Genomic DNA, 13,771 nt, shown 5'->3' with positions numbered 1-13,771 from the left:
CATGGCTCGTACGCCGTTGATCGCCGGCAACTGGAAGATGAACATCGACCACCAGCAGGCGACCGTTCTGGTGCAGAAGCTGGATTGGACCCTGCGCGACAAGAAGCACGACTTCGAGGCCGTGGAGGTCTGCGTGGTGCCGCCGTTCACCGATCTGCGCTCGGTGCAGACCTTGATCGACGGGGACAAGTTGTCGCTCATCCTCGGCGCGCAGGACCTGTCGCCGCACGACGAGGGTGCCTACACCGGCGACATCTCCGGGGTCTTCCTGCGCAAGCTCGGTGTGAGTTACGTCCTCGTCGGGCACAGCGAGCGGCGCGAGGGTCATGACGAGACCGACGAAGTGGTCGCAGCCAAGGTCAAAGCCGCCTTCCGCAACGACCTCGTGCCGCTGCTGTGCGTGGGCGAGTCGTTGGAGGTGCGTCAGGCCGGCGAACAGGTTGCCCACGTCGATGCCCAGATCGTGGCTGCGTTCGAGGGGCTGAGCGCCGCACAGGCCGCCACCGTCGTGGTGGCCTACGAGCCGATCTGGGCGATCGGCACCGGCGAGGTGGCTACCCCCGACGACGCGCAGGAAGTCTGCGGAGCCATCCGGGCCAAACTGGCCGAGTTGTACGACGAGGCGACGGCCGATGCTGTCCGCGTGCTGTACGGCGGCTCGGTGAAGTCCGGCAACGTCGCCTCGATCATGGCCCAACCCGACGTCGACGGTGCGCTGGTCGGGGGTGCATCGTTGGATCCTGTCGAGTTTGCGGCGATCTGCCGCTACCAGGCGCACGTCACTGCCTGATTCACCGTTTACACTCGACGTCTGTGGAAGCCGTAAAGATCGCGCTCGAGATCGTTGTTGCCATCACGAGTCTGTTCCTCACCCTCCTGATCCTGTTGCACAAGGGCAAGGGCGGTGGGTTGTCGGACATGTTCGGTGGCGGCGTCTCGAGCAACCTGGGCGGCTCCTCGGTCGCAGAACGCAACCTCGACCGGTTGACCTTGGCCGCGAGCCTCTTGTGGGTATTGGCCATCATCGGGTTAGGTCTGCTCGTCCGTTTCAGTTAGGTCCGGTTCAGCAAAGGAATCCGGCTGTCGGGCATCGGGGGTTGCCTGCCGGTCCGGTCAGGCATCAGGAGGAAGTACGTGGCCGGTGGTAACGCGATCAGGGGTAGCCGGGTCGGTGCGGGTCCGATGGGCGAGGCCGAGCGTGGGGAGGCAGCTCCGCGGGTCGTCATCGCGTACTACTGCGCGAACGACCACGTGACGACTCCGAGCTTCGCCCAGGAGCCCGGCATGGTCATCCCGGAGTTCTGGGACTGTCCGCGATGCGGGTTCCCCGCTGGCCAGGATCAGGACAACCCGCCGGCTCCGCCGAAAGCCGAGCCGTACAAGACCCATCTGGCCTACGTCAAAGAGCGCCGCAGCGACAAAGAAGGCGCCGTCATCCTTGACGAAGCGCTCAAGTCCCTGCGGGACCGCGGTCTGATCCAGTAATCCGGGATCCGGTAATCCGGTCGGAAGGCCCCGGGGCGGTCAGTCGCGACGTGCCTCGAGTGAGGACGCGGCTGCCTGATCCACCAACCACAGCGAGGCCTCGGTGCCGTGCGCCCCGGCGGCCGGGAAGTCCCAGGCCCGGGCATCGGGGGTTAGCGCTCCAGCGACCGCGTCCGCCTTCTCTGCGCCCGCCACGAGGAACCACACGGCCCGGCTCCGGTTGAGGGCGTCAAAGGTCAGCGATACCCGCGTGGGCGGCGGTTTGGGCGAGTCCTCCACGGGAATGGCGATCGCGCCGCTGATCTGTTGCGCCGGGTGGTGCGGGAAGAGCGAGGCCACGTGTGCGTCCGGGCCGACACCCAGCATCACGACGTCGAAGGCACCCAGTCCGTACTCACGCAGGGTTTCGGCATACGCCTCGGCACTGTCCTGCACCGAGTCACTGGTGTCGGGGCCGGCAACCCGGTGCACTTTGTCCGGGTCCAGCCCCAACATCGTCAGACCGGCGTCGTCGTTCTGGGTGTCGTTGCGGTCCGGGTGGCCCGTTGGCAGATAACGCTCGTCACCCCACCAGACGCGTACTCGTCGCCAATCGACCGCATCGCGGCCGGGCTGGTTGACCAGGGAGGTGATGATTGTCGAGCCCATCGACCCACCGGTCAGAGCCAGTTGGGCCTCCGCACGGTCGGCCTGTGCGTCGATGATCGCCGTCAGCAAGCGTGCCGCGCCCGCATCGGCGACCGCTTGTTTGTCCGGGTGCACGATGACCCTGCTGGCTGTGCTCATGAGGACTTCCCCGGCCGGTCGAAGCCCGTTTCGCGGCGGTCTTCGTCGCGGCGGTCTTCTTCGAGGCGGTCTTCTTCGCCGGTGTTTTCGTGCTGGCCTTGCTGGCGGCGGCTGCCTTCTGCGGCGAGGCCTTCTTGGCGGTGGTCTTCTTGGCGGTGGTCTTCTTGGCGGTGGGCTTGGTCGCGGTCTTCTTCGCGGTCGGTGCCGGTCGCTTGGCCAGCGATCGCGCCGACATCTTCGAGTCGGCCCGCCGGGCGGCCTTCTCGCCCTCCTTGGTCGCCTTCGCGACCGATGGCGTCTGGCCCTTGCGGGTGGCGGTGGCGGACGGCGTCCGCGCCTGGGTGACCTTGGGCAGGCCCTTCAGAAGCGTCTCCCGGTAGATGTCGTCTTTGTCGAGACGGCGTAACTCCTCGGCCAGGCAGTCCGCGGTGGTCGGTCGGTGCAGCGCGAGACGCCGCACCGGATGCCCGGGCTGACTCAACGTCGCCTGCTGGTCCTCGGTACGGACCAGGTCGATCGGCCCGCTGGCCCGCAGCAGGCGCACCGAGATCAGCCCACGGCCGGCCGGTCCGCTGATCCGGCGCACCGGACACTTGAGACAGATCGCGAGCCATCCGGCCAACAGGTCCGCGCTGGCCGAATCGGATGCGCCCGTGACGACCGCCGAGGTGACCTGCTCGTACGGCGGTTGGTCCAGTGCCGCGGCCAGCAGACCGCGCCACCGGGTCGCCCGGGACCAGGCCATGTCGGTGTCACCCTCGTCGAAGTGCTCGCGACGCTTCTGCAGCTCGCGGCGCGGGTCGTTGGACGATGACGCATCGGTGATCCGCCGGTCGGCCATCTTGCCGATGGGGGAGCGGGCCACGTCGTACCCCGGTTCGTGCGGCCACCAGGCCACGACGGGGGAGTCGGCCAGCAACAACGGGATCACGGCGGCATCCCCGTGGTCGGCCAACTCGCCGTACAGACGCAGCACGATGATCTCGGAAGCGCCGGCGTCACCGCCGAGGCGGATCTGGGCATCCATGCGGGACGCGGCGCGCACGTTGGACCGCACGATCACGATGATCCGGCTGGGGTGCTGGCGGCTGGCCTGCGCAGCCGACTCGATGGATTCCTCGGCGTATTCCTCGTCAGTGACGATGATGAGGGTCATCACCCGGCCGATGGTCATCGAGCCGGTTTCGTTCCGCAACCGGACCATCGCCTTGCTGACGTCCTGGACGCTGCTGCTGGGCAGATCGACGATCACGGCATCCTCCAGGTGCGCCCGTCGCGGCGCATCATCACATCGGCACTGTGCGGACCCCAGGTGCCCGCGGGGTACTGCTCCGGGCGACCCTTACGGGACCAGAAGCGTTCGATCGGGTCGAGGATCTTCCAGGACAGTTCGACCTCCTCGTGCCGGGGGAACAGCGGCGGGTCGCCCAGGAGCACATCCAGGATGAGTCGCTCGTAGGCCTCCGGGCTGGACTCGGTGAAGGCGCTGCCGTACCCGAAGTCCATGGTCACGTCGCGCACCTCCATCCCGGTGGCGCCGGGTACTTTCGACCCGAACCGGATCGTGACCCCTTCGTCGGGCTGGACCCGGATGACGATCGCGTTCTGCCCCAGTTCCTCGGTGTCGGTGTCGGCGAAGGGCAGGTGCGGCGCGCGTTTGAAGACGACGGCGATCTCCGTGACGCGTTTGCCCAGACGTTTGCCGGTGCGCAGATAGAACGGCACCCCCGCCCACCGGCGGGTGTGTACCTCGAGCTTGACCGCGGCGTACGTCTCGGTGGTGGAGCGTTTGTCGATGCCGTCCTCTTCGAGGTAGCCGATGACCTTCTTGCTGCCTTGCCACCCCGCGGCGTACTGCCCCCGCGCGGTGGATTTGCCCAGGTCGTCCGGCAGGCTGACGGCCGCCAGCACCTTCTCCTTCTCCTGCCGCAAGCCGCCGGCATCGAAGGAGTTGGGTTGCTCCATCGCTGTGAGGGCAAGCAACTGCAGGAGGTGATTCTGGATCACGTCCCGGGCCGCGCCGATTCCGTCGTAGTAGCCCGCACGACCGGCGATGCCGATGTCCTCAGCCATGGTGATCTGCACATGGTCGACGTAGTGGCTGTTCCAGACCGGTTCGAAGAGCTGGTTGGCGAACCGCAGCGCCAGGATGTTCTGGACCGTCTCCTTACCCAGGTAATGGTCGATCCGGAAGATCGAGTCCGGGGGAAACACCCGTTCCAGAACCTCCGAGAGCGCACGTGCGCTGGCCAGGTCGTGGCCGAACGGCTTCTCGATGACGACCCGCCGCCACGAACCCTCCTTCTGGTCGGTCAGGCCGGAGGCGTCCAGCTGCTCGCAGACGGTGCTGAAGGAACCGGGCGGAATCGACAGGTAGAAGGCGATATTGCCGCCGGTGCCGCGCTCCTCGTCCAGTTGCTTGACCGTGCTGGCCAGTTCGGCGAACGCCTCGGGATCATCGAAACTGCCTGGGACGAAACGCAATCCCTCCGACAGGTTGCGCCAGACATCCTCCCGAAAAGGGGTACGTGCGCCCGCGCGGACGGCATCGTAGACGATCTTGCCGAAGTCCTGGTCGGCCCAGTCCCGGCGAGCGAAGCCGACCAGCGCGAAGCTGGGCGGCAACAATCCGCGGTTGTACAGGTCGTAGATGGCCGGTAGCAGCTTCTTGCGGGCCAGGTCGCCGGTGACACCGAACATCACCATGCAACACGGGCCCGCGATCCGCGGCATGCGGCGATCGTCGGCGTGGCGAAGGGGATTGATCCCCCGGGCGACTCGTGCGGGACTCACCGTCTCAGCTCAGCCTCGGCGCCTAGGCCCGGGCCTTGGACAGCTCGCCGGACACCGATTCGAGCAGGTCGTTCCAGGACGCCTCGAACTTATCGATGCCTTCGTCCTCGAGAACCTTCACCACGTCCTCGTAGGAGATGCCGAGCTGGTCCAGCTTGTCCATCACGGCGGCGGCATCGGCGTACTCACCGGTGACCCGGTCACCTTCGAGTTCGCCGTGGTCGGCGAGGGCATCCAGGGTCTTGGGCGGCATCGTGTTGACGGTATCGGCTACGGCGAGTTCGACGACGTAGAGCGTGTCCGGCAGCGACGGGTCCTTGACACTCGTAGAGGCCCACAGCGGCCGCTGGAGGTGGGCACCTGCCTGGGCCAAATTCTCCCAGCGTGGCGTGGTGAAGACCTCCGTGAAGGCCTGATAGGCCAGCCGGGCATTGGCGATGGCTGCCTTTGACTTCAGGCCGGCGGCCTCGTCGGTGCCGATCTTCTCCAGGCGCTTGTCGACCTCAGTGTCCACGCGGGAGACGAAGAACGACGCGACGGAGCGGATCGTCGACAGGTCGACGCCGGCCTGCTGCGCCTGCTCCAGCCCCGACAGGTAGGCATCCATCACCTCGCGGTAGCGCTCCAGGGCGAAAATCAGGGTGACGTTGACGCTGATGCCGGCTGCGATGGCTGCGGTGATGGCGGGCAGTCCCTCTGCGGTCGCTGGGATCTTGATCATCACATTGGGCCGGTCGACCGTGTCCCAGAGCCGACGGGCGCTGTCGATGGTGTCCTGGGTTCGGCGGGCCAGCCGCGGGTCGACCTCGATCGACACCCGGCCGTCCTGGCCGTCCGTGGCGTCGTATACCGGGCGCAGGACGTCGCAGGCGTTGCGTACGTCGTCGGTGGTGATGACGAACACTGCCTCGTCCACGTCGGCGCCGTCGGCAGCCAGCGAACCCACCTGCTCGTCGTACGCCGATCCGTTGGACAGCGCGCTGGCGAAGATCGTCGGGTTGGTGGTGACGCCGACGACGTTCTTGTCCTCGGTCAGCTTCTTGAGGTCGCCGGACGAGATGAGAGTGCGGGACAGGTCGTCGAGCCAGATGGATACGCCGAGGTCGCTCAGCGCCTGGGTGTGTGCGTTGGACATAGAAGAAGCCTCCTGGTTAGGCGTGGACGGTTAGGCGGTGGCGTCGGCGATGGACGCCTTGGCGGCGTCGACGACGGCTTCCGGGGTGAAGCCGAACTTCTCGAAGAGCACCGGGCCGGCGGCACTGGCGCCGAAGTGGTCGATCGCCACGGTCCGGCCGGCATCACCGACGAATTCGCGCCAACCCAGTTGGCTGGCGGCCTCGACGCTGACCCGGGCCTTGATGGTGGGAGGCAGTACCTCGTCGCGGTAGGACTGATCCTGCTCCAGGAACCATTCCCGGCAGGGCATCGAGACCACCCGGGCCTGAATGCCTTCCTCGGCGAGCGTCTCGCGAGCGGAGACGGCCAGCTGCACTTCGCTGCCGGTCGCAATCAGGATGACGTCCGGAGCGGTGCCCTCTGCGTCGGCCAGGACATACGCACCGCGGGAGACACCGTCGGCACTGGCGTAGACGCTGCGGTCGACGATGGGCAGATTCTGCCGGGTGAGGGCCAGGCCGGCCGGGCGATCCTTGTGCTGCAGGATCGTTCGCCAGGCGATCGCGGTCTCGTTGGCGTCCGCAGGCCGCACCACGTCCAGGCCGGGGATCGCCCGCAGCGCCGCCAGGTGCTCGATCGGCTGGTGGGTGGGACCGTCCTCACCCAGGCCGATCGAATCGTGCGTCCAGACGAAGGTGACCGGGAGCTGCTGGATCGCAGCCAGACGTACGGCGGGGCGCATGTAGTCGGAGAACACCAGGAAGGTGCCGCCGTAGGGGCGGGTCAGCCCTTCCAGGGCAATACCGTTCAGGATCATCCCCATGGCGTTCTCTCGGATCCCGAAGTGCAGAGTGCGCCCGTAGGGACCGCCCTTCCACTCGCGGGTCTCGACACCCTCCGGAAGGAAGCTGGGCTGACCGTCCATCGTGGTGTTGTTGGACTCCGCGAGGTCGGCTGAGCCACCCCACAGCTCCGGCATCACCGGGGCGAGAGCGGTCAGGATCTTGCCGGATGCGGCGCGGGTCGCGATGCCCTTGGCGTCGGCGTCGAACGTGGGGAACGCGTCCGCGAACCCCGTGGGCAACTCGCCGGCAACCAGCCGGTCGAGCAACTCGGCGCCCGCCGGGTTGTTGGCACGCCACTTCTCGTAGCCCGGTTGCCACGCCTCGTGCGCCGCCTTACCGCGCGTAGCCACTTCCCGGACGTGGGAGATGACCTCATCGGACACTTCGAAGGTCTTGTCGGGGTCGAATCCGAGGAGTTTCTTGGTGGCCGCGACCTCCTCGTCACCCAGTGCGGACCCGTGTGCCTTGCCGGTGTCCTCCTTCGTGGGCGCCGGGTAGCCCAGGATCGTGCGCAGCACGATGATGCTGGGCTGGTCGGTGACACCCTGCGCGGCTTCGATGGCCTCGTACAGCGCATCGACGTCCTCGACGTACGTGCCGTCGTCGGCCCGGGATTGGCGCCAGTCGACGACCTGGGTGTGCCAGCCGTAGGCCGCGTAGCGGGCGGCGACATCCTCGGAGAAGGACACCTGGGTCTGGTCCTCGATCGAGATGTAGTTCTCGTCGTAGAACAACGTCAGGTTGCCCAGCTTCTGCCGGCCCGCTAGTGAGGACGCCTCGCTGGACACCCTCCATGATGTCGCCGTCGCTGGCGATGACGTAGACGTGGTGGTCGAAGGGGCTCTCACCGATCGGGGCGTCCGGGTCCAGCAGCCCGCGCTGGCGCCGCTGCGCCATCGCCATACCGACCGCGGAGGCCATACCGGAGCCGAGCGGCCCGGTCGTGATCTCGACGCCGACCGTGTGGTGCACCTCGGGGTGGCCGGGGGTTTTGGAACCCCACGTGCGCAGTGCCTCCAGATCGGACAGTTCGAGGCCGTAGCCGCTGAAGTACAACTGGATGTACTGGGTGAGGCTGGAGTGCCCGCAGGACAGCACGAACCGGTCCCGGCCCAACCAGTGGGGGTCGGTCGGGTCGTGTTTCATGACTTTCTGGAAGAGCAGGTAGGCCAGCGGAGCAAGGCTCATCGCCGTACCCGGGTGACCGTTGCCCGTCTTCTGGACGGCATCGGCAGCGAGGACACGGACGGTGTCGACGGCGCGGATGTCCAGATCACTCCAGCCGACCTTGTCGGCGATCGGACGGGCGAGAGAGGAATCGCGCTGGGCGATGGGGGACTGGGTTTCGACACTCACTGGTTCAGGCTCCTTCGGCAGGACGTTGCGTTTACCGGACAACAGGCCGCTTAACCGTTCGTCACGAGCCTAGTCCTGCCTGTCCTCGCTGCCGAGGTGGCGTCGCCCCGACGAGGGTGCCGGATAGGGAGGCTACGATGGAGGCGCGTTTCGAAGTGCGTCTGCGCACTGCCGCAGCGCTTCCCTGCCCAGCAGCTACGACAAGGACATCGTGACCGCGATCCGCCCGCACTCCGGTGCTCAGGAGTCGGCGGCGGTGGATCCGATCGGCGGCGAGGCCGACACCCCGGACCTCGGTCTGCGCACGTGGCGCACCGTCGTACGCGATTACGTCGCGCTGACCAAGCCGCGGATCATCGAACTGTTGCTGGTGACGACGTTCCCGGTGATGTTCCTGGCCGATCGCGGGGTGCCGTCGGTCTGGTTGATTCTGGCCACCTTGGTCGGTGGCACCTTGTCCGCCGGCTCGGCCAACGCGTTCAACTGTTACCTGGACCGGGACATCGACGCCAAGATGCACCGGACCCAGAACCGCCCCCTGGCCACGGGTGCCATCCGGCCCGGGTCGGCGCTGATCTTCGCTACCGCGCTGGGCGTCATCTCCGTGCTGTGGCTGGGATTGCTGGTGAACTGGCTGTCCGCCGCACTGTCGTTCGCGGCCATCGTGCTCTACGTCGGCTTCTACACGATGCTGCTCAAGCGGCGCACCGCGCAGAACATCGTGTGGGGCGGAGTCGCCGGCTGTATGCCGGTCCTGATCGGTTGGGCCGCCGTACGCAACAGCCTCGACTGGACGCCGGTCGTGCTGTTCCTGGTGGTGTTCTTCTGGACCCCGCCGCACTACTGGCCGTTGTCGATGAGGTTCAAGGACGACTACGCCGCAGCCGGCGTCCCGATGTTGCCCGTCGTGGCCGAGGACGTCGCCGTCGGCCGCAAGATCGTCGCCTACGCGTGGGCGACCGTCCTGGCCACGCTGGTTCTCATCCCCGTCGGCGACATGGGTCTGATCTACATCGTGGTGGCCGTCGCCTCGGGCGCGGTCTTCCTGCGCGAGTCGCACCTGCTACTTGCCCGGGCAGGGACCGGAGCGCCGTACTCAGTGCTCAAACCGATGCGGCTGTTCCATTTCTCGATCAGCTACCTGACGCTGGTGTTCCTCGGCGTTGCGATCGATCCGCTGCTGCATCTGACCCCCTGGCACTGACCGCCGGCGCTCGGTCATTGTTTGGCGCCGAAGGGCCAGATTGCCTTCTTCGGACCGCGTACCTGCACCGAACCGGCGGTCGTCGATCCTGACAGACGCATCATGATCCGGGGGTCGTCGGGATTGCCCTTGCGATGGTCCTCGTAGCTGCCGAGGTTGGTGGTGACACTGCTTTCCACCCACACGTCAGCCGGCACCGGATCTCCAGTGAGCCCCCGACCAGGTCGACCAGGATGTCGACCGTGTCGTCGACGAACTCGGCCTGGGAGAAATCGAGTTCGACCGAGCCGAGCCGGCGCTTGATCGACACGTAGCGAGGTACCTGCCACAACCCGGACCGTTTGGTGCTGCCGAGCGTGCCGTTCAGGTGCAGGGTGTCATCGGTCATGACCACAGTCTGGCCGTCGCCGGAGCCGCGGAACAGGACCATGCGTCCTGCCGGGTGCGTGACAGGTGTCAGACGTCGGACGCGTTGCTCACAACCCTGAGGGCGCGACGCGTTCGCGCAGACTGAGCATCGCCCAGGTGACGAAGACCACCAGCAGGCTGGCGCCCAGCATGTGCAGCAGGACCAGCGGTGCGGGCACCCCGAGGAAGTACTGCGTGTAGCCCAGGACCCCTTGCAGCAGGATCACGATCAGGACCCACAACCAGTTGCGCCACGGCTGCGAATCCTTGGCCGTCAGTCGCAGCGCGATGAGTACGGCGAACACCAGGCCCAGCAGCAACATCACGGCGTCGGCGTGCAGCCAGGAAGTGGTGCGCGGATCGATGTCCAAGCGGGCCGGCTGCGTCGCGTCGCCGGAGTGCGGGCCCGACCCCGTCACCATCGTCCCGAGGACCAGCACGATGACGGTCATGACGGACGCCGCCACCGCGAGCCATTGGATTTCTTTGCGCACCAACCACTTTCGGTCCGCGTCACCCTCGCGTTCGCGCCAGACGAGCCAGGCAGAGCCGCAGACCAGCAGCATCGAGGTCAGGAAGTGGATCGCGACGATCGCCGGATTCAGCTTGAGATGGACGCTGATCCCACCGACGACCGCTTGGATGACGATCCCGAGGATGATCAGGCCCACCGGCAGCAGCAGGCCCTTGCGATCGCGGGCCCACAACCAGATGGCCACGAGCAGGGCGATCGCAACGACACCGACGAGGCCGGTCAGGGTCCGGTTACCGAACTCGACGTATTTGTGCCAGGACTGCTCCTGGTGGGCAACGGGTACGTAGGATCCCGGGACGCATTGCGGCCAGGTCGGGCAGCCCAGACCGCTGCCGGTGAGGCGCACCAGGCCGCCGGTGCACACGATGAGCACCTCGACGACCAGGTTCAGCCACACCAGGAATCGCAGGACCCGGTGGGTCGGGACCGCACGCGGCAGGATCGGAAGGACGGCGCCCATCAGTCGCTCCACCGGAAGAACCGGGCCGTGAGCAGGGTGCCGGCGACGCCCCACACGACCAGGACCAGGACCGGCACCACCAGTGAGGTGTCGTGCCCCTGCAACGCAGCGCGCAACCCGTCGCCGAGGGCACCGGAGGGTAGGTAGCGCACGACCTCACCGAGGCCCCCGAGCCGATCGGTCGGGATCAGCAGGCCGCCGCCGGCCGCCAGCAGAACCCAGATCAGGTTGGCGACGGCGAGAACCCCTTCGGCGCGCAGTGAACCGGCCAGCAGCAGGGCCAGCGCCACCCAGGTCCACGTGCCGAGGACCAGCAGGACGATCCCGGCCAGGATGCCGGGCAGGTGCGGTCGCCACCCGAAACCGATTCCGATGGCGGACAGGACCACGGTCTGGATGGCGACGACGGCGAGTACGGCGAGCGCTTTACCGGCCAGCAGCCCGCCGCGCCCGAGCGGGCTGGCTCCGAGAAGCCGCAACACGCCGTACCGGCGATCGAATCCGGTCGCGATGGCTTGTCCGGTGAATGCGGTGGACACGACAGCCAGGGCGAGCACGCCGGGTACTGCGACATCGATGCGCCGGCCGGGGCCCAGGGAAGGGATGGTCGAGACCGCCAGGCCGACCAGCGCCATGACCGGCAGCACGACCGACACCAGCAGTTGTTCGCCGTTGCGCAGCAGGGTCTGCGCCTCGTAGGCGCCCTGTGCGCGGATCCGAGCGGCAGGTGAAGGCAGCCTCGTCGAGGTGGTCGTCATCGTCGTCACGCCGGTCGCGTCAGGTCGAAATAGGTGTCGGCGAGCGAGGCTCCGGCGGCCACGGCGGCGGGTGTTCCGGCGGCCACGACGCGCCCGGCGGCCATGATCACGATGTCGTCGGCCAACTGTTCGGCTTCCTCGAAGGAGTGAGTGGTGACCACGACGGCGCAGCCGCGATCGCGTTCTTCGCGCACCAAATCCCAGACGTCCAACCGGGCGTGCGGATCCAGGCCGGCACTCGGCTCGTCCAGGAAGGCGACCGCGGGACGCGGCAGCAGGGCCGCCGCCAACGCGACGCGCTGGCGCTGGCCACCGGACAGTCGTCGTACCGTGGTCTTCTCGAACGCGGCCAGTCCCAGCCGGTCTGCCAACTGCGGAAGGCGTCCGGTGTCGGGGTAGAGCCGGGCGAAGTGGGTCAGGAACCGACCGACGGCAACGCTGCCGGGCAGACCGCCGTCCTGCAGCATGACGCCCACCTTGGCTCGGTGCTCGGCGTCGGCGCCCCACGGATCGACGCCCAGCACCCGGATCGACCCGGAGTCGGGACGGCGCAAACCCTCGGCCATCTCGATGATGCTGGTCTTACCGGCGCCGTTCGGGCCGAGCACGCAGGTGACCCGTCCGGCCGCGGCCGACCAGGTCAGGCCCGCCAATGCGCGAGTGGTTCCGTACGAATGCACGACGTCGCGGATCTCAACTGCTGCGGACGTCACGAAGAGCCATTCTAGGCGAGGCGCGGTAGTGCCTCGGTTAGGGTCGCTGGGTGACCAGGCGGGCCGAGATGGTGACGATTGCCGGCACGGTGCTGACCGTCGCGGCGTGCAGTTCGCCGGTATCCGCGCCGCCCGCGACGTCGAATGCTCCGGTGACGGCGTCCGGCTCGCAAGCCCCCGTCACCTCCGCACCACCCACCTCGTCGTCACCGCCTGTTTCGTCCCCGCCGGCATCGTCTCCGTCCGCATCCCGCTCGTCCTCTCCGAGCGGCTGCCCAGCGGCGGCCGTCGTCGGGCGGCTCAGCCTGGAGGAGCAGGTGGGACAAGTCTTCATGGTCGGCACGCCGGCCCGCAGCGCAACCAGCGAGTTGTCCGGTTGGGCGACCCGCCACCACGTGGGCAACGTGATGCTGACCGGTCGGAGTACGGCGTCCGTCAGTCGCGTGGCCCACCTCACCGCTGACCTGAGGCGGATGACCACCGTTGCCGGCGTGCGGCCTTTCATCGCCACGGATCAGGAGGGCGGCAACGTCCAGGTGCTCAAAGGGCCCGGCTTCGACCGGATGCCGACCGCCCTGGTGCAGGGCGGATGGCGGTCATCGACACTCGAGGACCGGGCGGGACGGTGGGCCCGGCAGTTGAAGGCAGCCGGAGTGAACATGAACCTGGCTCCGGTGGCGGACACGGTGGCGGCCGGCGCCCGGAACCCGCCCATCGGTGGCTTCGACAGGGAGTTCGGACACACCCCCGGGGTGGCGGGGGCAGGAGCCACGGCCTTTGCCAAGGGCCAACTGGGTCAAGGAATCACGGTCAGCGTCAAACACTTCCCCGGTCTGGGTTCGGTGACCGCCAACACCGATTTCTCCGCGTCCGTCGTCGACAGATCGACGACGAAGGACTCGGCGAGCATCGGCGCGTTCCGTCAGGTGATCGACGCGGGGGCTCCGTTCGTGATGGTCTCCTCCGCGACGTACCAGAAGATCGACCCCCACCATCTGGCCGTCTTCTCTGCGACCATCCTGTCGTGGCTGCGCGGGGGCCTCGGCTTCTCCGGCGCAATCATCACCGACGACCTCAGCGGCGCGAAGGCGCCCCAGGTCCTGCCCGCCGGGCCGCGCGCGATCGCCGCGCTGGCCGCAGGCGACGACCTGCTGTTGTTGTCGGCCCAGCCGCAGGTGCTGCCGACCATGTGGCAGGCGGTGCACGACCGCGCGACGTCCGACGCCGGGTTCCGCAACCGGCTCAGGCAGGCCGCGATCCGGGTGATCGCAGCCAAGCAGCGGCTGGGGCTGGTGACCTGTGGCTCCTGACC

At 67.6% G+C, this 13,771-nt stretch carries 13 protein-coding genes and 2 pseudogenes; 5 read left to right on the top strand and 10 right to left on the bottom strand.

From position 1 onward, the window contains the following. The first annotated feature begins 1 nt into the window (after position 1). The 3 genes from tpiA to ACFQBT_RS08640 all read left to right on the top strand — a co-directional run bounded on the left by tpiA (position 2) and on the right by ACFQBT_RS08640 (position 1,485). Positions 2-790: a triose-phosphate isomerase gene (gene tpiA, locus ACFQBT_RS08650; RefSeq protein WP_377821975.1), complete on the top strand. Its 789-nt coding sequence runs from the start codon at positions 2-4 to the stop codon at positions 788-790. Between the two features lie 23 nt (positions 791-813). Then, complete coding sequence (gene secG / locus ACFQBT_RS08645; protein WP_291523873.1) at positions 814-1,056, top strand: preprotein translocase subunit SecG; 243 nt, start codon at positions 814-816, stop codon at positions 1,054-1,056. 78 nt (positions 1,057-1,134) lie between these two features. Then, positions 1,135-1,485, top strand: coding sequence for an RNA polymerase-binding protein RbpA (locus tag ACFQBT_RS08640; RefSeq protein WP_377821972.1), 351 nt, complete (start codon positions 1,135-1,137; stop codon positions 1,483-1,485). A gap of 39 nt (positions 1,486-1,524) precedes the next feature. Here the strand turns inward: ACFQBT_RS08640 and pgl are convergent, their stop codons facing one another. From pgl to tkt, 5 genes and pseudogenes are all read right to left on the bottom strand, one after another. Then, positions 1,525-2,271, bottom strand: a complete 747-nt coding sequence (pgl, locus tag ACFQBT_RS08635; protein WP_377821970.1) for a 6-phosphogluconolactonase — start codon at positions 2,269-2,271, stop codon at positions 1,525-1,527. A 376-nt stretch (positions 2,272-2,647) separates the two neighbouring features. Beyond that, positions 2,648-3,427 (bottom strand): annotated as a pseudogene (locus ACFQBT_RS08630) (glucose-6-phosphate dehydrogenase assembly protein OpcA); the annotation flags it as partial. A 92-nt stretch (positions 3,428-3,519) separates the two neighbouring features. Continuing rightward, positions 3,520-5,064 carry a glucose-6-phosphate dehydrogenase gene (zwf, locus tag ACFQBT_RS08625; protein ID WP_377821969.1) on the bottom strand — a complete coding sequence of 515 codons (1,545 nt, stop codon included), beginning with the start codon at positions 5,062-5,064 and terminating at the stop codon, positions 3,520-3,522. A 22-nt stretch (positions 5,065-5,086) separates the two neighbouring features. Next, on the bottom strand, positions 5,087-6,199 hold the full coding sequence (gene tal / locus ACFQBT_RS08620) for a transaldolase (RefSeq protein ID WP_377821967.1): 1,113 nt from the start codon (positions 6,197-6,199) through the stop codon (positions 5,087-5,089). A gap of 30 nt (positions 6,200-6,229) precedes the next feature. Next, positions 6,230-8,357 (bottom strand): annotated as a pseudogene (gene tkt / locus ACFQBT_RS08615) (transketolase). Positions 8,358-8,646: 289 nt separating this feature from the next. Between tkt and ACFQBT_RS08610 the strand changes: the two are divergent. After that, positions 8,647-9,585, top strand: coding sequence for a heme o synthase (locus tag ACFQBT_RS08610; protein ID WP_377825418.1), 939 nt, complete (start codon positions 8,647-8,649; stop codon positions 9,583-9,585). Between the two features lie 100 nt (positions 9,586-9,685). Here ACFQBT_RS08610 and ACFQBT_RS08605 read toward each other — a convergent pair whose 3' ends face one another. The 5 genes from ACFQBT_RS08605 to ACFQBT_RS08585 all read right to left on the bottom strand — a co-directional run bounded on the left by ACFQBT_RS08605 (position 9,686) and on the right by ACFQBT_RS08585 (position 12,793). After that, on the bottom strand, positions 9,686-9,973 hold the full coding sequence (locus ACFQBT_RS08605) for a hypothetical protein (protein ID WP_377821965.1): 288 nt from the start codon (positions 9,971-9,973) through the stop codon (positions 9,686-9,688). 88 nt (positions 9,974-10,061) lie between these two features. Then, the gene (locus tag ACFQBT_RS08600; RefSeq protein WP_377821963.1) at positions 10,062-10,988 is read right to left on the bottom strand and encodes a COX15/CtaA family protein; all 927 of its coding nucleotides are present in this window, start codon (positions 10,986-10,988) and stop codon (positions 10,062-10,064) included. Then, a complete protein-coding gene (locus ACFQBT_RS08595; protein ID WP_377821961.1) occupies positions 10,988-11,746 on the bottom strand; it encodes an ABC transporter permease in 759 nt (252 codons plus the stop codon). The genes ACFQBT_RS08600 and ACFQBT_RS08595 overlap by 1 nt, the downstream gene beginning before the upstream one ends. A 5-nt stretch (positions 11,747-11,751) precedes the next feature. Next, positions 11,752-12,459: an ABC transporter ATP-binding protein gene (locus ACFQBT_RS08590; RefSeq protein WP_377821960.1), complete on the bottom strand. Its 708-nt coding sequence runs from the start codon at positions 12,457-12,459 to the stop codon at positions 11,752-11,754. Positions 12,460-12,496: 37 nt separating this feature from the next. After that, a complete protein-coding gene (locus tag ACFQBT_RS08585) occupies positions 12,497-12,793 on the bottom strand; it encodes a hypothetical protein (protein WP_377821958.1) in 297 nt (98 codons plus the stop codon). Between ACFQBT_RS08585 and ACFQBT_RS08580 the strand changes: the two genes are divergently transcribed. Next, on the top strand, positions 12,777-13,769 hold the full coding sequence (locus ACFQBT_RS08580; RefSeq protein ID WP_377821956.1) for a glycoside hydrolase family 3 N-terminal domain-containing protein: 993 nt from the start codon (positions 12,777-12,779) through the stop codon (positions 13,767-13,769). The genes ACFQBT_RS08585 and ACFQBT_RS08580 overlap by 17 nt on opposite strands. Positions 13,770-13,771: the final 2 nt, after the last annotated feature.

This window comes from Branchiibius cervicis (assembly GCF_042661605.1).
GTDB classification, from domain to species: domain Bacteria; phylum Actinomycetota; class Actinomycetes; order Actinomycetales; family Dermatophilaceae; genus Branchiibius; species Branchiibius cervicis.
Note: the sequence above shows the minus strand (reverse complement) of the source record. Positions and strands in the feature narration are given on the sequence as shown.